The sequence below is a fragment of the Paenibacillus sp. BAC0078 genome, from assembly GCF_054483875.1.
Genome location: NZ_JBTLRW010000008.1, coordinates 253,016 through 272,181, shown reverse-complemented (window position 1 = coordinate 272,181; position 19,166 = coordinate 253,016). Strand labels below are relative to the sequence as shown.

Here is a 19,166-nt window from a genome sequence, read left to right as displayed (position 1 = left end):
GTACGCTACCCTTCCGACGAACTCATCTCGGACTCATGCCAGGAGCTGAGCATCCACTTGGAGAAGGCATTAACCAGCAGGAAGAAAATGATTCCGAGCAGAGACGCCGAAAGGCCGCAGGCGAATAGATAAGCAGTTTGAAGACGGGACGCCGCCACGGTGATGGCATATCCTAAGCCTCCTTGCCCTCCTCCGATGCCGGCGATGTATTCGCCCACGATGGCTCCGATGACGGAAAGGGTGCAGGAAATTTTCAGGCCGGCGACGATGTAAGGCAGTGCAGACGGCAGACGCAGGCGAAACATGGATTGCAGAGGAGTAGCGTTATAGAGGTAAAATAGGTTCTTCATGTTGTGTTCGGTGGAGTTGAGTCCGATCAGCGTATTGGACAGCATCGGGAAAAAGCCGATCAGGAATGCAATGATCACTATGGCGTTGATTCCGGCCCCGAACCAAATTACGATGATCGGCGCGATGGCGACAATCGGAATGGTCTGCATAATAATGGCGTAAGGGTAGATGCTTCGCTCGACAAGCTTGGAGCTCGCCAGAACAATCGCGAATCCAATCCCGAGTACAACACTGAGGAGAAACCCAAGCACGGCTTCAATAATCGTCGTATACACCGATACCCACAGATTTGCGGCGTTCTCCGACGCAGCCAGAACGATATCGGAAGGCTTTGGCAGCAAATAAGGCTTAATATCGGCCAGCCGGCAGAAAATTTCCCAACCGCCAATGACAATCACAAACGCTACGACGGGCGGGAGCACCGTTTTCCACCATGACTGCTTGAACAGGCTTAATTTCCGCTCCGGCACCACTCTCGGGGTTGTCTTTGTAAGAGAATGAAGACTGGAGTCTGCGGCCTTCATAACGATCTCTTCACTCATTGGTCATCACTCCTTGTCGTTTCCAGTGGAGTAGGATTCTTCAGCTTGCCCGGGTTAAGCAGGGATCGCGGGTCGTTCGCATGTTTGGCTGCACGCATCGCCTCCATTTGCCCGCGTCCGCCCATATCAAGCAGCCATGTGTGGGGATCATTGATTCCCACGCCAATCGAACGGAAAAATTCAATGATCTCATATAATCGTTCATGAGAGGTATAGCGGACGATAGGCAGTGCGGCGGGGACGACGACACCGGCAGAACGAATGAATTCAAGGTGCAACAGAACTTCGTCTCCGAACTCTGCCTTGATTTGACCGATTTGCCGGGGGAAATCTACAGGGTCAAAGCCTGCCTGAAGATAAGTAAGTGAAGGATCTGTCTTGAGCGCCCATAAGGTGGTGTGGTTCCAGGTGAAATCGGATAGCCCGATAGTCAGGTGGTACTGATCTGAGGGGATCACATAGCCGGTGCGTCCGCCAAATATGGCGGCATGGGACTCTAGCGCAGTCTGGGTGCCTTCCTCCGTCTCCAGAAAACACACACTCGCCCCCTGCTCTAACCGTTTTACGATCGGCTTGAAGAACGATGGAATTGGCCATTCGATGGGAGTGACCAATCGCTTGCGAATGGAGTCATCCAGAGCCACAGCATGAGCGAAACGGTACGCTGCTTCAAAATCATCAAATTGCACGACCGTCTGCCGCCAGGTTACCTTTGTTGCGACGGGTATCTTCAGCTCCGTTACGACGCCAGTGGTTCCGTAGTTATGAATGTAAGCAGCCAGTTCGGGGCCATTCACGATAAGCCTCCGGGGAGTTTCTTCCATTGTATATACGACCGCTTCCAGCACGTTTCCATCCCACAAATTTCCCCAGGTGATGGAGCCTATGCCTCCAGAACCGCCGCAGACGAAGCCGCCTACCGTAGCTTTCACGAAAGTACTCGGATAAATCCGCAGTTCCTTGTCTTGTTCACGAAGCTGCTTCTCCAGTACCCCCAAGCGGACACCGGCCTGAACCCGGACGTATTCATTAGTTATCTCATGCACGGCGCTTAGTCCGCTGAGGTCGAGGACAACCCCACCTTCGAGCGGTACTGCCTGACCGTAATTTCCAGTTCCCGCTCCGCGGGTAGTGATTGGAATTCCGTTGCGATAAGCGAAGGAAAGCACCTCTGTAACCTGCTCCTCCGTCTGAGGGATGACGATTGCATCGGCTTTCTTGTCCCGAAGCAGCGGCTCCAGTACGGGGGAATACCAGTAATAATCCTTCGAAAGCTTGTCAACTTGCTCTAAACTGAGCAGCAGCCTATCTTCCCCGACAATCTCCGTCATTTCCTTAGTCCAAACAACCGTCATCATATAGCCTCCCTATCGTCAAGTTCTGTGAGTCAGTGCTGCAGAGCATCCGATACGGAACGGACAAGCTGTCCAAATTCCGGTGTGGTACGAAAAGCTTCAGTGCGGGGAAAAGGAACCGGCACGTCAATTACAGCGGCTACCTTCCCGGGTCTTGGAGTCATGACAGCTACCCTGGTGGACAAAAATACAGCTTCGAAAACATTGTGGGTGACGAAGAGTACAGTCATTTCCTTGTCCTGGCTCCAGAGGTCCAGCAGCTCAAGCTGAAGCGTCTGTCTCGTAATCTCGTCCAGTGCGCCGAACGGTTCATCCATCAGCAGCAGCTTCGGTTTGGAGATGAGCGCCCTGGCAATCGAAGCTCTCATCTTCATCCCCCCGGACAGTTGTCTGGGCATGGCCTTCGTATAATCCTTCAGACCCACCAGCTCAAGCACATGCTCTGCTTCTAGCTGACGCTGCTTGCGGGGGACGCCGCGAATAGCCAACGGGAGGGTCACGTTGTCAATAACGGAGCTCCAGGGCAACAGCGTATGGTCCTGGAAGACGAAGGCGGTATCACTTTGTTTGCGGGCCTGCTTGGGTGAAACTCCCATCACCTCAAGCACCCCGCCCGTCGGTCCGGATAGACCGGTGATCATTTTGAAGATTGTTGACTTGCCGCAGCCGGAAGGGCCGACGAAACAAAGAAATTCACCCTCACTGATAGAGAGATTCACGTCCTGAACGGCGATGGTGCCATTCGGATACACTTTGGACACTTGCTCCATTGCCACTCTTTCTTTTCTGGCCGCTGTCACTTCCATATGCTGTTTCAGCTCCTCCCCTTAATCCTTCATGGATTCCATATCAAATGCAGCAATTTCCATAAGAGCTTCCGCCAGAAGCGGTCCCGCCTTCTTAAGCATCGCCTCGCCCCGCTCAGGTGTTGCTTTGGTCGCGTCGCCGGCAATTCCACTGCGGGAGATGTCTTTCATAACCCATGCAAACGACCTGGAACGGAAGTTGAACGATACCGATTGAGGAAACTTAGGCATTTCTCTTACTGCCAGCTCGGGGTGAACCCATTCCGGACAGACTGCCATTAGCAGAGAAGTCTCAACATCTCCAGCGTGAATGCCGCTCTTCTTCTCATCATCATCGGTGAATGATTCGCTGTAACGGACCGCACCCGGATCAAGGCGGTATACAGCGAGTCCGGTTGAGATTCGGATTTCCCTAGCCATCATACCGAGAAGATCAGCATTGCCTCCATGAGTATTGAACAGCAGCAGCTTTGTAAATCCGCTTCTGGCGAGGGAAGCGCCAATGTCCTGAAGGAGCATCATCATCGTCTGGGCTGACAATGTAAGGGTCCCGGGGTATTCGGTGTGTTCGGTGCTTTTTCCGTAGCTGAAAGAGGGGATTAGCCAAATCTGGGCGTCATCAGGCAAATGCTCAAAGGCTTCGGCCAATAACGCCTCTCCAAGCAAAGTGTCAGTGTAGACAGGCATATGCGCCCCATGCTGCTCGATGGCACCCACGGGAAGGACAATCAGCACCTCCTCCTTCGGCAGCTCCCTGATCTCCTGTGTTGTTAGTCTTGGCAGAAATCGGCGATTAAAGGCATTTCCGGTATATCTGAACATCGAACCACTCTCCTATCATTTCAAATTTTAAATATGTGATGTAAAATGACATAACGATGCAATTTCCTCCTCCTTTTTATACTCAGCATAGACAATTAGGTTGTTTTTTGAGAATCAAGTTAACTAAACTAACATTCGTACATCATATATATCACATAAACGAAAGTTTGCATAGTATAAATTCACATCAAACGAACATTAGTTAACATTTCTTTGCTGACAACAGAACTTTAGCAGGCTATAATTGTCAAGAAAGAGATTTTCCAGGGAGGATTCATCTATGCTCATGGGAACAAGACAACATGAAATCCTGAAGCTGCTGGAGCTCAGGCAGCAAATCACGATCATGGAGCTCGCTGAGACATTCAAAGTCTCACATATGACGATCCGCCGCGATCTGGACCAATTGCAGTCCGAAGGCAGAATAAAACGGTCCCATGGAGGAGCTGTCAAGGTTAAACGATTCATGGGCGCTGATTACGACCAGCGGGCCAATGAAAACAAGGCGGAGAAAATGGCGATCGCGAGGGAAGCAGTGAACCATATTCAGGACGGGATGAGCATTATTCTGGATGCGGGAACAACGGTCGCGGCTATGGTGGACGAATTGGAGAAATTCAAAGGTCTGAAAATCATTACCCGTGATTTGCACACAGCCCTGCTCCTCTCTAACGAAGAGCGATTCGGCAGTTTCGATGTTTACTGCACAGGGGGCCGGCTTAGCAAGTGGGCATACAGTCTGGACGGAATTTATGCGGAGAAGATGCTGGCTTCGTTAACAGTGGATGTAGCTTTCCTTACATGTGAAGCTATTTCACATGCCAAAGGGGCTATGGCGTGGTCACCTGTACTCGTAGGCGCCAGGCAAACGGCTATGAATGCGGCGGACAAAAATATTCTGCTGGTGGATTCGACCAAATTCAGCTACAGCTCGCTTGCGATTTTCTCCAGTCTGGATGCGTTCGACGAGATCATTACCGAAGACGGACTCGATGAGGATGAAGCGGATGTGTACAAGAGTGCCGGCTATCCGCTTCGAATCGTCCCCGTGAAATAATCGCTATTTCTCCGGCAGGAGCTGCATCTGCTTTCTGAAGTCTGTAGGCGCAAGGCCTGCATTCTTCTTGAACTGCTTGGAGAAATAGAACATGTCGCTGAACCCGAGCTGTACGGCGATTTCGCTAATGGTGCTGGTTGTAGATGTGAGCAGCTCCTTGGCTTTGTCGATCTTTTTTCGCGTTATGTACTGTATGGGCGGCACGCCGAGCTGCTTCTTGAACAAGCGGATGAAGTAATTGGGATGCATGTGGGCAATCTCGGCAAGCTCATGCACCGTAATATTTTGCTCAATATTCGTTTCAATGTGGTTCAGGATTTTGGTTAGCTTTTCGACAGAGGACAGATTTTTCAGAGTGATTTCATTTGGGTCCAGCTTGCTGAGGTAATAGGAAAAAAGCTCCATCAGCTTGCTCTTGGCGAGCAACTGGGCGTAGATCTCACCCGATTTGACGTGGAGTACGATATTGCTGAACATTTCCTTGACAACCTCGCGGTCCACGGCGCTGCATGTGTGGCTCAGCTCCAATATTTTGAACAGATTAATATCTCCAGACTTCACGCTGAAGTGACACCAATATTTGAGAAAAGGCTGATTGCTGATACAGGAATAAGATTGCTGCACTCCCTCCGGCATCAAAAAAAGCTCACCAGGCTGAGGATAATATTCCTGATCCCCGATCTTCAGCCACCCTTCGCCTTCGCATATGAAATAGAACTTGCTATAGTCAGGTGTATAGTCCAAATCCTTCCACTCCGTGCTGCACAGATTATAGTCAGCCATAATTAAATCAAGCTTCAGGTTGGAAATGTAGCTGGTGAGCAGCATGTGGTTATCCATAAAGAGACCGCCTCAGTGAGTTATTTTTGTACATCAACAAGTTAATGATCTACATACCTATTCGTTCCATCCCCCGCTACAATGAGAGCGGTACAAGAATTACGAGAGGATGGGAATAATAATGGACAAAGCCGGATATTTACAATTGATTAAGGATACGATTGAGTGTGGCAGATTCAAGGATACCTGGGACTCGTTAAGTGAGTTCAAGGCTCCTGCGTGGTACAAGCAAGCGAAATTCGGCATCTTCATTCATTGGGGCCTTTACTCGATTCCTGCTTTTGGGAGCGAATGGTATTCCCGCAATATGTACATTCAGGGCTCCCCGGAATATGAGCATCACCTGGCTGTATACGGTAAGCATACAGATTTCGGCTATAAGGATTTCATCCCGTTGTTCAAGGCGGAGTACTTTAATGCGACCGAATGGGCAGAGCTTTTCAAGCAGTCCGGGGCAAAATACGTTATGCCGGTTGCAGAGCATCATGACGGTTTTCAAATGTATAAAAGCGCATACTCACATTATAACACGTACGAAATGGGGCCAAAACGTGATCTTCTGGGGGAAATGAAGGCTGCCTTCGCCGAGCAGGAGCTGGAGCTGTGCGTGTCTTCACACCGTGCGGAGCACTGGTTCTTCATGTCGCATGGCAAAGAATTCGAATCCGATGTTCATGAGCCGTTAGCTCCCGGAGATTTCTACTGGCCGTCAATGCCTGAACCGGATCATCATGACTTATATGGTTCTCCCCCAACTGATGAATTTCTGGAGGACTGGCTGGTTCGCTGCTGCGAGCTGGTCGATCAGTATCAGCCTAAGGTGTTTTATTTTGACTGGTGGATTCAGAACGCCGCCTTTAAGCCTTATCTCAAGAAATTCGCCGCATATTACTACAACAGAGGTGAAGAATGGGGTTTCCCTGTGGCGATTAATTATAAGCATGATGCCTTTATGTTCGGCGCTGCCGTTCCCGATGTGGAGAGAGGCCAATTTGCCGGGCTTAAGCCTTATTTCTGGCAGACTGATACAGCTGTGGCCAAAAACTCCTGGTGTTATACCGAAAACAACAATTACAAATCCGCTGCGGAGATTATCAGAGATCTGGTCGATATCGTCAGCAAAAACGGCAACCTGCTGCTGAACATTGGCCCTAAGGCGGATGGCACTATTCCCGAGGAGGACAAGAATATTCTTCTGGAGATTGGGGGATGGCTAAAAGCTAACGGCGAAGCTATCTATGATACGGCTTACTGGCGAACGTTCGGTGAAGGACCGACAGAAATTCAGGAAGGCCAATTTACTGATGGCCAGACCAAGCTGTTCACAAGCGAGGATATCCGTTTTACGGTCAAAGGTTCTGTTCTATATGCCACCGTCCTTGTGTATCCTAAGAAGGGTTCGGTGCATATTCAGTCACTTAAGGTGAATTCCCCTCATTTCCAAGGGATCATCAAGAATATCAGCATTCTTGGCTTCGATGAAGTCCCAGCCTGGAAGAGAACGGGAGAAGCTCTTATAATTACAACTTCCACAGTTGCAAGTGTGCTGCCGGTTGTGTTCAGAATTGAGCTGGATTAATAAAATTTTATGCTTTCAAAATAAAACTTGCTATATAAAAGTAATGTGCTATAATAAAAACATGTTAAGAAATAAATCAGATTAGGCAAGTAAAATCAACTATTTAGGAGGAATTTCAAATGACAACACTAAACATCGGAATTATTCTGGGCAGCACCCGTCAAGGACGTGTTAGCCCACAGGTAGGCGAATGGGTAAAAGGTATTGCGGATGCGCGCGGGGATGCGAACTATGAGATCGTAGATATTGCCGACTACAAATTGCCTCTCCTTGGAGAATCGGATGACTATGCTCCGGCACAGGCTTGGGCGGCTAAGCTGGCTACTCTGGACGGCTTCGTATTCATTGCCCAGGAATATAACCACAGCGTTACAGGCGCTTTGAAGAATGCGCTGGATTCCGCCCGTGAGGAATGGAACAACAAAGCAGCGGGTATCGTCAGCTACGGCTCTGCCGGCGGCGTTCGTGCAGCAGAGCATCTGCGCGGAATCCTTGGCGAATTGATGGTCGCCGACGTTCGGGTACATCCGCTTCTGTCCCTGTTCACTGACTTCGAGAACGGATCTGTCTTCAAACCAGCAGAACTCCACACTGCCAACGTAAATGCAATGCTTGATCAAGTGCTTGCCTGGAGCGGCGCTTTGAAACCATTGCGTTCCAAATAAAAAAGAACTGCTCCAAAAGCCACTTCAAAATCTGAAGTGGCTTTTTTGAGTGTTCTATATTAGTTGAACTATAGATTTTCATATTAGGTCTGGTCGTAACTGCGGGGAATGTTTGGACTTCTATGCTGCTTACTGGATTCCGCTTTGCTCTTGCACTGTATGAATTTGACCGTCCGAAGAGGCTGCAGCTTCTGAGGAAGCATGGCCCGGGCCAAGCAGATTGAGGATAACTACCCCGATGATGATGAGGGCGATGCCAACAACGCTTGCCGTATTAATCTTTTCCTTCCATATGATTACCGAAATAATCACTGTTGCAACTGTGCCAAGCCCTGACCAGATCGCATAAGCCGCATTCAGCGGGATGGTCTTCAGTGATATCGACAAGAAGTAGAACGAGCAGACGAAAGCAATAACCGTCACGATAGACGGGTACAGTCTGGTAAATCCCTGAGAAGCCTTCAGCATCGAGGTTCCGAGCAGCTCACTGGAAATGGATAAGGCCAATAATAAGTAAGCCATCATTTCACCTCCTTCGCCGAGCGCAGCAATTCGTTTCGGATCTGCTGCTTCAATTCCTTATCAGGAGGCGCAAGGCCGAACATTTCCGCAAACCAAAGACCGTCAGCCGCAAGTCTGGCAATGGTCGATTGCACAGGATCAAGTCCATCATTCTCAATATTGTGCTGCCACTTCTCATACGCAGAACGCATGCTATTTAACGATTCGGGATTGAAAAAGAGCGCTGAAGACAGCACCGGACCCATTTCATTACCGACACCTGCATCATCAAAGGTAGACTCGATATAAGCCCTGCTCCACCTCCCCCGTTCCTCTTTGTCCCGCACAATTCTTTTAGCCACATCGGCCTCAAAGGTTGCCGTCATCTCTTCCACCACACCGAGCACCAGCGCTTCTTTACTGGGAAAATGGTACAACAGACCGCCTTTGCTGACGCCTGCCTTCTTGGCAACCAAATCCAGAGTCAATTGCTCTCCGCCCAGCTCCTTCATCACAGATGTGGCAGCAATCAAGATTAGCTTCCGTTTGGGGATTTTCTCCTTCTGTTGAGCTTGCGAATCCATATTCATCACCGTCCTGAAATGACTATACCGTCTGGACGGTTTAGTTGTCAAATTAGTTACCCGTATAACAGTCTTCCATCAAAGCAATCGTTGATATCTATATCCGTCCCGGAAAGCTTATCATTTTCAAGCCAAATCCAGCCGGTTGCACCACCCTTCGTCTTAATCTTTCCATACTTCTTGGTATCTCCGCCCAGAAAATAAACCGTCTCCCCCGGTTCTATCCATTTGAGGATATCCTGACTCCCGGAGGTTTTGTAAACCGGAAACCGCACTTTGGCGACCCAGGGAGTCGGCGGCTCCATTGGATAAAAATCAGCAGGAGCTTCTTTCCACAAGTGGTTGCTGTCCAGCTTATATTTTTCAAGATAGAACCAGCATTGAAAGTCATAGGCCTGTCTGGAAGAAATGGCGGTTCCCCGCCCATCCATCGCTTGTGCGTTTCCGGTATACCCGTCCAGAGTCCCCATGCTGATCAGCTTTTTCCCGTTGTAGTAATAGTAATTCGTGGAACGCTGCGCGCTTACATTGACATCCTCCAAGGCGAGCTCAAAATACGGGTCTTGAATATCGGCATCTACGATTTTGAAATAGGGTCTCGGCACAAAATTGGACAGAAAAAATTTCACTGAAGTATCATTCACCTTAAGCACCCATTCGTCATCTTCTTCATTGTGTTTGCTTAAGGTCATTTGGATATGGTCAACTGTTCCGTCACCGTTTAAGTCCACATAGGCATTCTGAAGCCTCTTTGAACCCTCCTCCTGCGGATAACCCAGCACATGATAATCTACGTCCCACTCCCTTGTCAGCTTGTTCGCCGCGAGCAGCTTTTCGTGTTTTTGAATCAGCTTGATATTCTTGTTCTCTATCTCCGACAGACCGTCTTTGTAATGGGCATCAGGCTTGTACCAGCGTTTGCTTGCAAAGTAGTCATTCAGGTCCGCCCGCTTAAACACCAATCCATGCCGGGCAAATATCTCATTTCGGGCCAGCTCCAGCATTCTGCTGTCGATGTTGCTGAGATTGGCTTCCGTTAACAACGTTGTGCTGCTGTCTTGGAATATATAATCTCTGCCTTGAAAAGCTTCCGAATCCTTGCTTTTGCTTGGAACATTTTCCGTTATATGTACTTCCGGAGATTTCTCCGGCTGTGCGGCTTGCTCAGCATCACATCCGACAATCTGCAGCGGCAAGGCTGCTATAAGTAGTAAAAGTTGAAGTTTACGGCGATTCAATTTAGTTTGCCTCCCTCACGCAAAACCCGCTCCAGCCGCTCCATATCTATGCAGGTCTCGATGCCTTCCGGGTGCCAATGCTGCACACAGCCTGATTGATGGAGCAGTACACATTGCGGTTCGTATCCCATTTCTTTCGCTTTATATCCGCCGGAAATCAGATTCAGCACGCAGGCCACCCCGACGATACCAATCTCTCCCTTCTGAATGTGCTCACGGCCGAACGCAGTTGAGGCATGCGGGATCATCAGCACCTTGCAGCCGTAGGCTGCGGCCATTTTGGTAGCTGCATTTACCCGGCAGTTCACGGAACAACCCTTGCAGACATAGCCAGTCCCCTCCTGTACAGCCCGGCAAGCGTCAGCCGATTTATTGCGCATGCACACGGGGAGAAAGACCATTTTTTCTTTGGCTGCCAGGAAGCCGTCGTGAAAGACCCTGTTCATGATCTCAGCGCCCACCATATTCAGATGATACTCCACACGAGCGCGGCTGCAGAAGATGCGGTTTTCCTGCCATTTCAGGCGCTGCTGGTTGCGTTCAATATATGAATCTACACTCGTTGTGTAGCTGCCCAGACGCTCGACACTTTCGTGTTCGAACCAGACGGCTTTCTTTACTGCTTTTACCAACATACTGTCGCTTTCCCCAGCCGGCAACCCCTTCATAAAATCCAGCCAGAGCGTGAGGCGTTTACACTCCTGCTCGAACTCTCCGCTCGCCTGCAGCCAGCCAACAAGCCTGGCGAACTCTTGCAAACGAATCCGCTCCTTGGGCTGTCTATGCCGTGCTAATATGGCGGTTCCGGCAAACCCTTTCAGCCGATCCACCGCTCTGCGCGCACCCGCGCTCCATCCTTTTTGTCCGTAAATTGATGACAGCAGCCGTCCGGTAAACACACTGCCCGCAACCGCTCTATCTCCATAGACCTTCCATAATACACCAATCATCAAATATTCAAGGGCACACACGTCTGGAGCGAACGGTTCCAGCTTGCGGAGTGCAAGATAACGGCTGAATTTGCCTACAGCTTGTTCTGTATGCAATTTTGCCAGCACCTCATCGGTAAAAGCAGCAACATCCGCATAATAAGTTTCAGTCCCTCCGCTGCTATCACTTAAAGAGTAGGTTAACGTTTCTATAAAGTTTTCACTCATGAAGATCACCTCTTGCTTAGCTATATGACCAAGGTAGCATTTCCAGTGAAGGCTGTCAGTGATCAGACATGCTTCTACCAGCGATTTTATTGGCAAAAAATGATAAGATAGTACAGATGAACCTGTGAGCTAAGGAGAGACCCACGATGAATCAGCTTGTATTTTTTCTGGGACCAGCGGGCGCGGGCAAAACCACACTGGCCAAAGCCGTAGCGTCCCGGCGCAAAGCCGCTGTTCTGGATATGGATATCCTGCTGCGTCCTGCCGCCGATGCCATCATGACGATGCACGGACTAGACCCGGCGGACCGGGATTCCGCTGAATATAAACGGCTCTGCCGCGACCTGGGCTACCGGATTACAATGGATGCCGCGCTCGACAATATGGGGCTGGATTGTGATGTATTTGTAGTGGGGCCTTTTACCAAGGAAGCTGCAGATGCGGAGTGGATCAGTAGCGAGCTGGCCCGGATAGGACGCTCCCTTCAGGATACCCAGGTCAAGGTATTGCTGGTGGAGCTGGGGAGTGAGGAGCTGTACCGGAAGCGGATTGAGGGCAGACACTCGCTGCTGGATGACTGGAAATTCAATCACTGGAACGAATTTCGTTCTGCGCTGGGAAGCCGCACGGTGGCCTGGCCGCTTCCGGCCGGGAACATTCGGCACATTGACAATTCGAACCCGGATGTTCAGGCTGCCGCCGCAGAAGTGGAAGAATTCATTTATGACAGAGCCGAAAAAACCTTGCTGGCAGAATGAGCGCCGGGCAAGGTTTTTTCGGTTACAATGGGATCGGTTAAGTCTTGGAGATGTAGCTGCGCCAGCCGCTGAATGAGGTAATGTCTTCGGCGGTGTCCGCCGCATAGCCTTCGCAGATGAAGCCGCTGACTTCTTCGCCGTTCTCCAGTTCCACCTTGCCGATGCCAAGCGGCGCAGGAATGGATGCGGTAAATGCGCCGAATGAAGCAAGCGGCAACTCCCACAGCTCCAGTCGGATGGAAGCTCCACCTTTTGTCTGTTTAATTAGACCCGGTTTGGCCGGCACCGTCGGGAGCTTGTAAAGCTTATATTTCGCTGCCGTTACTACTTCTCGCAGAAATTGCGCGCCGCTGCTGTTCATTTGCTGCTCAAGCGGCAATCCGCGCATGTGCAGGCCGCATACCGCAACCGTAATCGTCTGCTGTTCCATCATTGCTCCCTCCCTCCATTCTTCGAATACAGCTTGGCAAAAGCGCGCAGCCGTCCCTCATCTTCAGCCGGTGTGAACAAGCTGATGCCGAACGGAAGGCTATCTTCCGCTTCACCCGCAGGCAGCGCCACCGCACAAAGATCCAGCAGATTGCAATGATTGGTATACAGCCCCATCTGGCTGTTCGTAAAGACCGGATCTTTCCGCACCTGATCCCGCGTCCAGGTTCCGCCTGCTGTCGGCAGCACAAGCACTGCGTCCTTCAGCAGCTTCCGCGCTTCAAGCTTGAAGGCCTGCAGCTTGTGCATGGCCAGGAAGACGGAGGCGGCAGTATATTCTGCTGCCGCTCCGGAGCGCAGAACGGTCTCCGTCACCGGGAAGGCCGTTCCGGGATTCGCTTCTATGAAGCTGCCGAGATCCGCCCAGCGCTCGGCTACCCACGGACCGCCGTACAGAATTGCGGCGGCTTCCGAGAACATCGCCGTGTCGACGACAACTAGCGGAATCCCAAGCTCCTGCACACTCACGAGTGCGGATTCCCAGGCTTGTCTGTAGCTGTCCGCGAATGGCCCATAGAACATTGGCGTCTCTGCCGGAACCGCTATGCGTAGCGGCAGATTCTCTTCGGGCTGCGGCAGGGGGCGCGACCACGGATCATCTTCGTGGAAGCCGCTTGCCGTGCGGTCTACCTCAAGCGCATCCGCGAGCGTATGAGCCATAACGGTAACGCAGTCCAGGCTGGCACAGGCCGGAACGACGCCAACCGTCGGCCAGGAGCCCAGACTGGGCTTCCAGCCGACCAGGCCGTGCAGCGCGGCAGGCACGCGCCCCGAGCCGGCGGTGTCGGTTCCGAGCGCGAAAGCGGCCTGCCCCCGGGCAACGGCCACCGCGGAGCCGGAGCTGGAGCCGCCGCTGATCAGCTCCGGGCGCAGCGCGTTATGCGCTTCGCCGTAGGGACTGCGGGTACCGACGAGACCGGTGGCGAATTGGTCCAGGTTGCTTTTGCCGACCGGAATGGCTCCAGCGGCGATCAGACGTTCAACCACACCGGAATGCCGTTCAGGCATGTAGGAATATTCAGGGCACCCCGCCGTGGTTGGCACCCCGCCAAGGTCAATATTGTCCTTGATGGCAAAGGGAATCCCCCAAAGCGGGTAATCCAGCGGATTCCGCGCAGACAAGCGGTCCAGGTAAGGCTGTATGAACTCCAGGTCCGGGGCTGTGATCCAAATATTCATCCTCTTGTCTCTGTCTGCGCGCAGAATAATTTCATGAATGATTTCGTATGGAGTGGTGTCCCCGCTTAGATAAGCAGTCCGCAATCCGGTTATCGTCAGTTTATGCGGGATGTCCTTATTGTTCATTAGCTTGCCTCTCCTCTCCTAAGTGACAATACTGACCAGAAGCTGGCCCGCCTGCACGGTTTCACCCTGAGCAACATAGATCGCCTCAACCGTCCCTGAGGAGGTTGCCTTCTGATTGAATTCCATCTTCATGCTCTCCTGAATGACCAGCGTGTCGCCTTCATTGATGTGCTGGCCTGGGGCGACCATAATCTTCCACACACTGCCCGGCATGTCGCTGCGCACTCCGACTGTGCCGGGCGGCAGCTCATGCTCAGCTTCCGGCTGTGCGTGGTCCTGCTCGGACATGTATTCGGCGAGCCCGAGCTTTTTCCAGTTCTCGCGTTCCGCTTGGAACGCACTTTGCTGGCAGGCACGGAACTCAGCGGTGCTCTCTTCAATTGACTCAAGGAAATCCAGATATTCTCCGAGATCGAAGCTAGTTTCTTCAATTCTTGCTTCAAATCGGCCAAGCAGGAAATCTTCGCGAAGCGTCAACAGCTCCTCCGCACTTACCGGATAGAACCGGATTTGATCGAAGAAGCGCAGCAGCCACGGCTTGCCTGGCTGGAAACTGTCTGTAGATCTGAGGCGATTCCACATCTGGATGGTGCGTCCGACAAATTGATAGCCGCCCGGCCCCTCCATGCCGTACACACACAGGTAAGCTCCGCCGATGCCGACTGCATTTTCCGGAGTCCAGGTGCGGGCCGGGTTGTATTTGGTCGTGACCAGCCGGTGGCGCGGATCAGTCGGTGTTGCCACTGGGGCGCCCAGATAGACATCTCCAAGGCCAAGCACAAGATAATTGGCTTCGAAAATGATTTTCTTGACGTCTTCAATGCTGTCCAGTCCGTTAATCCGGCGGATAAAGTCAATATTGCTCGGACACCAGGGGGCATCCGGCCGGACGGTTTGCTGGTAACGCTCAATCGCGATGCGGGTGGCGGGATCATCCCAGGATAACGGAAGATGCACAATCCGCGAAGGGACGCGGATGGATTCCAGCGGCGGCAGCGAGCGGTCGATTTCAGCAATGAGGAGCGCCGCTTCCTTGACCGTCATCCGTGATGCATCCAGATGAACCTGCAGGGAGCGGATGCCCGGAGTCAGGTCCATCACTGGAATTTCTCCATGCTCCTGAACTGCCTGCATCAGCGCATGAACCTGGAAGCGGAGCAGGAGATTCAGTTCCATATCCCCGTATTCCACCAGAAGGTTGGCATCTCCACTGGCGCGGATCGTAACCGCAAACTGGCGGCCCGCTTCTTCGTGATGAAGAATTGGGTAATCCGGTGCCACCAGGGTGCCGGCACCTTGCAGCGCAGGCAGATTAGCCCTGTTCTGGCCTGTGCCAAGCTCAAGCAGGAACTGCTCCTGCGCTTCACGTAGCCTCTCCGCTTCTTCCAGAGTCAGCAGCCGGAAGCTGATCTTGTCTCCCGGACGAAGCTGGCCAATCTTCCAGAATTCCGCCGAAGCGGTAGTGACAGGGCAGACAAAGCCGCCAAGCGACGGTCCGTCCGGACCAAGCAGAATGGGCATATCGCCGGTTAGATCAAGAGCGCCTATTGAATAGGCGTTGTCATGGATGTTAGAGGGATGCAGTCCGGCGTCGCCTCCATCCTCACGTGCCCAGAGCGGTGCCGGTCCCATCAGACGGACTCCGGTCCGGGAGCTGTTGAAATGCACCTCCCATTCGGTGCCGGTAAGCTGGTCCAAATAGGACGGATTCAGGAACTCTTCGGTGCAGTGAGGTCCCGGAACTACGCCGATTGACCAGTGCCGGACCAGTGCCGGACGGTTCCCGGGAAGCAGCTCCACAGCGGAGGGCAGGGCCGCCGCGGGCTTGACACCCAGCACATCCCCTGTCCGCACTGCGCGCCCGCCATGTCCGCCGAAGCCGCCAAGCGTGAAGGTGGAGGCGCTGCCCAGCACCCGGGGCATATCCAGGCCGCCGCCAAGCAGCAGGTAAGTGCGCATTCCGCCCTGTGCCTCGCCGAACGCCAGCGTCTGGCCCGCTTCAGCCAGGACCGGGCGGAACATTGGAACAGGAAGACCGTCCAGCACTGGCTTCATATCTGCTCCAGTCAGACAGAACCACATGGCGCCGCGGAAGCGGTAAGTTCCGCCGCGCAAGGTCAGCTCAAGTCCGGGAACAGTATCGGGATTGCCCAGAAGCTTGTTGCCGATTCGGAAGGCGAGCGGGTCCATCGGTCCGCAGGGGGGAACTCCCACATCCCAATAGCCAGTCCGTCCGGGATAATCCTGCACAGTAGCCTGTACTCCACCATCCAGTACCTCCAAGGCATGCTCGGATGGCGCGAATCCGTCCAGCAGCCGGGTATAGACACGTCCGGCAGTGAACTCCTGCTCTCGAAGCAGTTCGGTAATATAGGACAAATTCGTGGTCAAACCATAGAAGCGGCTCTCTGCCAGCGCATCAGCAAGCTGATGAATGGCCTCCTCACGGCTCTTGCCGTGAACAATAATCTTCGCAAGCATCGGGTCATAGAGTGTAGTCACCTCTACACCATCTGTCACCCAGGTTTCATTGCGGGAGCCTCCCGAGAGTATGACTTGATCCAGCCGTCCCGCACTGGGGCGGAAATCACGCAGGCAGTCCTCGGCATAAATGCGGGCCTGGATGCTGTGCCCTTTCGGTTCAGGCACAAGCGCCTGCAGTCCGTGCAGCTCATCAGCAGCTTCACGAACCATCCATTCCACGAGATCGACGCCAAGCACTTCTTCGGTGACCCCATGCTCCACCTGCAGCCGGGTGTTCACCTCAAGGAAGTAAAAGGCCTCAGCATTCGGATCATAGAGAAATTCGACCGTTCCGGCACTGCGGTAGCCGGCCGCTGCCGCCAGCTTGCGGGCGGACTCCAGCAGGTCGGCCCTTATCCGCTGCGGCAGCAGCGGAGCCGGAGTCTCTTCAACCACCTTCTGGTTGCGCCGCTGAATCGAGCAGTCCCGCTCACCCAGAACGGCGATTTCACCCGCCCGGTTGCCGAAAATTTGCACTTCGATATGCCGGGCTTTGGCGATGTATTTCTCTAAGAAGACACCGCCGTTATTGAAGTTGGACGCTGCCAGATGGGTTACGGCAGCGAAGGCTTCCCGCAGCTCTGACGCCGCACCGCAGATACGCATCCCGATCCCACCGCCCCCGGCTGTGCTTTTGAGCATAACCGGATAGCCGATGGCTTCGGCTTCCTGCAGCGCGTCCTCAAGTTCGGTCAGCAGCGGGGTTCCCGGAAGCAGCGGGACCCCGGCGGCTTCGGCGATTTCCCGGGCCGAGTGCTTAAGGCCGAACATCTCCATTTGCTCAGGCGATGGACCAATGAACACAATCCCCTGCTCCCGGCAGGCACGGGCAAATCCGGCATTCTCGCTCAGAAAGCCATAACCGGGATGAATCGCCTGCGCGCCGGTCTGCTTGGCAATCTGCAGGATCAGTTCAGCGTTCAGATAGCTGAACTGCGGAGCGCCTTCCCCGATCAGTACTGCTTCATCCGCTCCGGCAACGTGAAGGCTGGCTTGATCTGCTTTGGTATAGACAGCTACAGAAGCAATCCCCATGGCCCGGAGCGTACGTTCAATGCGGACGGCGATTGCGCCTCTGTTTGCGATTAGCACTTTTGTAAACATAGTTGCCCTCCTCCCTGAAGATTTGATCTTATTTATCCCAGATTAGTACCTGCACCGGTGTCGGATTATAGGCATTGCAGGGGTTGTTAAGCTGCGGACAATTGCTGATCAGCACCGTGGTCCGGCGCTGCGCCTGCATCTCCACATAAGCACCGGGAGAGGATACCCCATCCTCGAAGGTCAAACCGCCTGCAGGGGTTACGGGCACATTCATGAAGAAATTTATGTTCGGTGACAAATCGCGTTTGCTGTATTTATGGCTCTCGGGATGGCGTGACAGCTCGAGCATGAAGGTATCCCGGCAGTTATGCATATGTCCCTTCTCATGGGCATACCGCACGGTATTGCTCTGTGAAGAGCAGGCTCCCCCAAGCGTGTCATGGCGTCCGCAGGTATCAGCTACTATGGTGGCAAGCGGCTGACCCGATTCGGTCATCAGCACAGAGCCGGTGGTCAGATAGATATTCTTCTGGGCAGCGATAGATTGCACCGCGCTATAGTGATCTTCGGGATGCTCTGCATCATAGAGCAATGTATCAGCAGCCTGGTTGCCCTCCAGATCAACAATCCGCAGCACCTGACCCGGCTTCAGCTCCTGCATCCAGCCTTCACCCGCGGGGATGATCATGCTATATATTGCTTCATCAGCCTTACGGCTGCTTTCCACCCGATGAAATCCGTTCATTTTTGTATCCTCCCTGTTACTTATTGATGTAGCTTCAGCCTTGAAGCGCGTAATACTTCCATGTATTTTCGAAGGCGCGCCGGTTCTCCGGCCGGGCGTTCACACATTCATCGTCCGCTTTCAGCGGCTCAGCGCCCAGAATTTCGATTTTGACCGGAACCGAAGGATAGACGCTGCTTGGATCAAGCGGATTAGGAGTATTGGAAACCAGCAGCAGAATGTCCATTTCCGTACGCAATGTTACAGTGGACCCCTCAATGCAATGTCCGTCTGCAAAATGCATATTTCCTTCCTCATCGCAGAAAATTTTGGAGAACAGATTGATGGCAGGTGACAAATCCCTGACCGCGAGACCATTACGCACCAGCTCTACAGAGAAATTGTCCTGGCCGCTGCGGTAACGTTCATTGCGCACCTCCTGGTAGCGGCTGATTCCATATTTGGCTTCCGTCGCCGAACGCAAGGTATAACCGCCAAGCGGATCATGCCAGCCCAGAGAGTCCTGAACAATGCTGGCCATAGCGCGTCCGTTGTCGCTCATCAGCACATGGCCTTGAGTCAGGTGGGCAGTGTGCTGTGCCTTCAGGGTATCCGGCATGTTATAGCGCTCCGTTAAGTCCTGCATGTTGTACAGAAGAAGTGAAACATTGGCCCCCTGCTCCAAAGCCGTAAAGCGGACCAGCTTCCCCTTCCCGATTCTGCCTGACCATTTGCCTCCCGGAGTCATAGTTTCACTCCAATGCTGCTGCGATTTCATCCCGCTCATCTCCTCTAATGTCTGTATTATGGAAAAATAAAAGGGAGA

18 protein-coding genes are annotated in these 19,166 nt (G+C 52.7%); 4 read left to right on the top strand and 14 right to left on the bottom strand.

All coding sequences use genetic code 11. The annotated features are described in order from the left end of the window. Positions 1-5 precede the first annotated feature (5 nt). Genes ACX1DY_RS17270 through ACX1DY_RS17255 form a run of 4 tightly spaced genes read right to left on the bottom strand, consistent with a single transcriptional unit; the run spans position 6 to position 3,876 of the window. Positions 6-893, bottom strand: a complete 888-nt coding sequence (locus ACX1DY_RS17270) for an ABC transporter permease (RefSeq protein WP_458965425.1) — start codon at positions 891-893, stop codon at positions 6-8. Continuing rightward, positions 890-2,251, bottom strand: coding sequence for an FAD-binding oxidoreductase (locus tag ACX1DY_RS17265; RefSeq protein WP_458965424.1), 1,362 nt, complete (start codon positions 2,249-2,251; stop codon positions 890-892). Before ACX1DY_RS17265 ends, ACX1DY_RS17270 begins: the two co-directional genes overlap by 4 nt. 29 nt (positions 2,252-2,280) lie before the next feature. Continuing rightward, positions 2,281-3,054 carry an ABC transporter ATP-binding protein gene (locus ACX1DY_RS17260; protein WP_458965423.1) on the bottom strand — a complete coding sequence of 258 codons (774 nt, stop codon included), beginning with the start codon at positions 3,052-3,054 and terminating at the stop codon, positions 2,281-2,283. Between the two features lie 21 nt (positions 3,055-3,075). Continuing rightward, positions 3,076-3,876, bottom strand: coding sequence for a creatininase family protein (locus ACX1DY_RS17255; protein ID WP_458965422.1), 801 nt, complete (start codon positions 3,874-3,876; stop codon positions 3,076-3,078). A 280-nt stretch (positions 3,877-4,156) separates the two neighbouring features. Between ACX1DY_RS17255 and ACX1DY_RS17250 the strand changes: the two genes are divergently transcribed. Continuing rightward, positions 4,157-4,933 carry a DeoR/GlpR family DNA-binding transcription regulator gene (locus tag ACX1DY_RS17250; RefSeq protein WP_458965421.1) on the top strand — a complete coding sequence of 259 codons (777 nt, stop codon included), beginning with the start codon at positions 4,157-4,159 and terminating at the stop codon, positions 4,931-4,933. Positions 4,934-4,936: 3 nt separating this feature from the next. On the opposite strand, the gene ACX1DY_RS17245 is transcribed toward ACX1DY_RS17250, so the two are convergent. After that, the gene (locus ACX1DY_RS17245; protein ID WP_458965420.1) at positions 4,937-5,773 is read right to left on the bottom strand and encodes an AraC family transcriptional regulator; all 837 of its coding nucleotides are present in this window, start codon (positions 5,771-5,773) and stop codon (positions 4,937-4,939) included. Positions 5,774-5,894: 121 nt separating this feature from the next. On the opposite strand from ACX1DY_RS17245, the gene ACX1DY_RS17240 reads away from it, so the two are divergent. Both ACX1DY_RS17240 and ACX1DY_RS17235 read left to right on the top strand, forming a co-directional pair. Next, complete coding sequence (locus ACX1DY_RS17240; RefSeq protein WP_458965419.1) at positions 5,895-7,352, top strand: alpha-L-fucosidase; 1,458 nt, start codon at positions 5,895-5,897, stop codon at positions 7,350-7,352. Between the two features lie 119 nt (positions 7,353-7,471). Then, positions 7,472-8,017, top strand: coding sequence for an NADPH-dependent FMN reductase (locus ACX1DY_RS17235; protein ID WP_458965418.1), 546 nt, complete (start codon positions 7,472-7,474; stop codon positions 8,015-8,017). Between the two features lie 129 nt (positions 8,018-8,146). Here ACX1DY_RS17235 and ACX1DY_RS17230 read toward each other — a convergent pair whose 3' ends face one another. Genes ACX1DY_RS17230 through ACX1DY_RS17215 form a run of 4 tightly spaced genes read right to left on the bottom strand, consistent with a single transcriptional unit; the run spans position 8,147 to position 11,497 of the window. Then, entirely contained in the window at positions 8,147-8,539 is a 393-nt protein-coding gene (locus ACX1DY_RS17230; RefSeq protein ID WP_458965417.1) for a DMT family transporter, read from the bottom strand. Next, positions 8,539-9,102 carry a TetR/AcrR family transcriptional regulator gene (locus ACX1DY_RS17225; protein ID WP_458965416.1) on the bottom strand — a complete coding sequence of 188 codons (564 nt, stop codon included), beginning with the start codon at positions 9,100-9,102 and terminating at the stop codon, positions 8,539-8,541. Before ACX1DY_RS17225 ends, ACX1DY_RS17230 begins: the two co-directional genes overlap by 1 nt. 56 nt (positions 9,103-9,158) lie before the next feature. Next, positions 9,159-10,340: a YARHG domain-containing protein gene (locus ACX1DY_RS17220; protein ID WP_458965415.1), complete on the bottom strand. Its 1,182-nt coding sequence runs from the start codon at positions 10,338-10,340 to the stop codon at positions 9,159-9,161. Further along, on the bottom strand, positions 10,337-11,497 hold the full coding sequence (locus tag ACX1DY_RS17215) for a DUF116 domain-containing protein (protein WP_458965414.1): 1,161 nt from the start codon (positions 11,495-11,497) through the stop codon (positions 10,337-10,339). Before ACX1DY_RS17215 ends, ACX1DY_RS17220 begins: the two co-directional genes overlap by 4 nt. Positions 11,498-11,643: 146 nt before the next feature. Here ACX1DY_RS17215 and ACX1DY_RS17210 point away from each other — a divergent pair, with 146 nt between their 5' ends. Continuing rightward, positions 11,644-12,255 carry an AAA family ATPase gene (locus ACX1DY_RS17210; protein ID WP_458965413.1) on the top strand — a complete coding sequence of 204 codons (612 nt, stop codon included), beginning with the start codon at positions 11,644-11,646 and terminating at the stop codon, positions 12,253-12,255. Between the two features lie 37 nt (positions 12,256-12,292). On the opposite strand, the gene ACX1DY_RS17205 is transcribed toward ACX1DY_RS17210, so the two are convergent. The 5 genes from ACX1DY_RS17205 to ACX1DY_RS17185 are packed head-to-tail and all read right to left on the bottom strand — an operon-like array spanning position 12,293 to position 19,127. Then, on the bottom strand, positions 12,293-12,688 hold the full coding sequence (locus ACX1DY_RS17205; RefSeq protein ID WP_458965412.1) for an allophanate hydrolase-related protein: 396 nt from the start codon (positions 12,686-12,688) through the stop codon (positions 12,293-12,295). Further along, positions 12,685-14,049, bottom strand: coding sequence for an allophanate hydrolase (locus ACX1DY_RS17200; protein ID WP_458965411.1), 1,365 nt, complete (start codon positions 14,047-14,049; stop codon positions 12,685-12,687). Before ACX1DY_RS17200 ends, ACX1DY_RS17205 begins: the two co-directional genes overlap by 4 nt. Positions 14,050-14,067: 18 nt before the next feature. Continuing rightward, positions 14,068-17,676: an urea carboxylase gene (gene uca / locus ACX1DY_RS17195; RefSeq protein WP_458965410.1), complete on the bottom strand. Its 3,609-nt coding sequence runs from the start codon at positions 17,674-17,676 to the stop codon at positions 14,068-14,070. A 28-nt stretch (positions 17,677-17,704) separates the two neighbouring features. After that, positions 17,705-18,361, bottom strand: coding sequence for an urea amidolyase associated protein UAAP2 (locus ACX1DY_RS17190; protein ID WP_458965409.1), 657 nt, complete (start codon positions 18,359-18,361; stop codon positions 17,705-17,707). A gap of 34 nt (positions 18,362-18,395) precedes the next feature. Beyond that, positions 18,396-19,127 carry an urea amidolyase associated protein UAAP1 gene (locus tag ACX1DY_RS17185; RefSeq protein ID WP_458965408.1) on the bottom strand — a complete coding sequence of 244 codons (732 nt, stop codon included), beginning with the start codon at positions 19,125-19,127 and terminating at the stop codon, positions 18,396-18,398. Positions 19,128-19,166 lie beyond the last annotated feature (39 nt).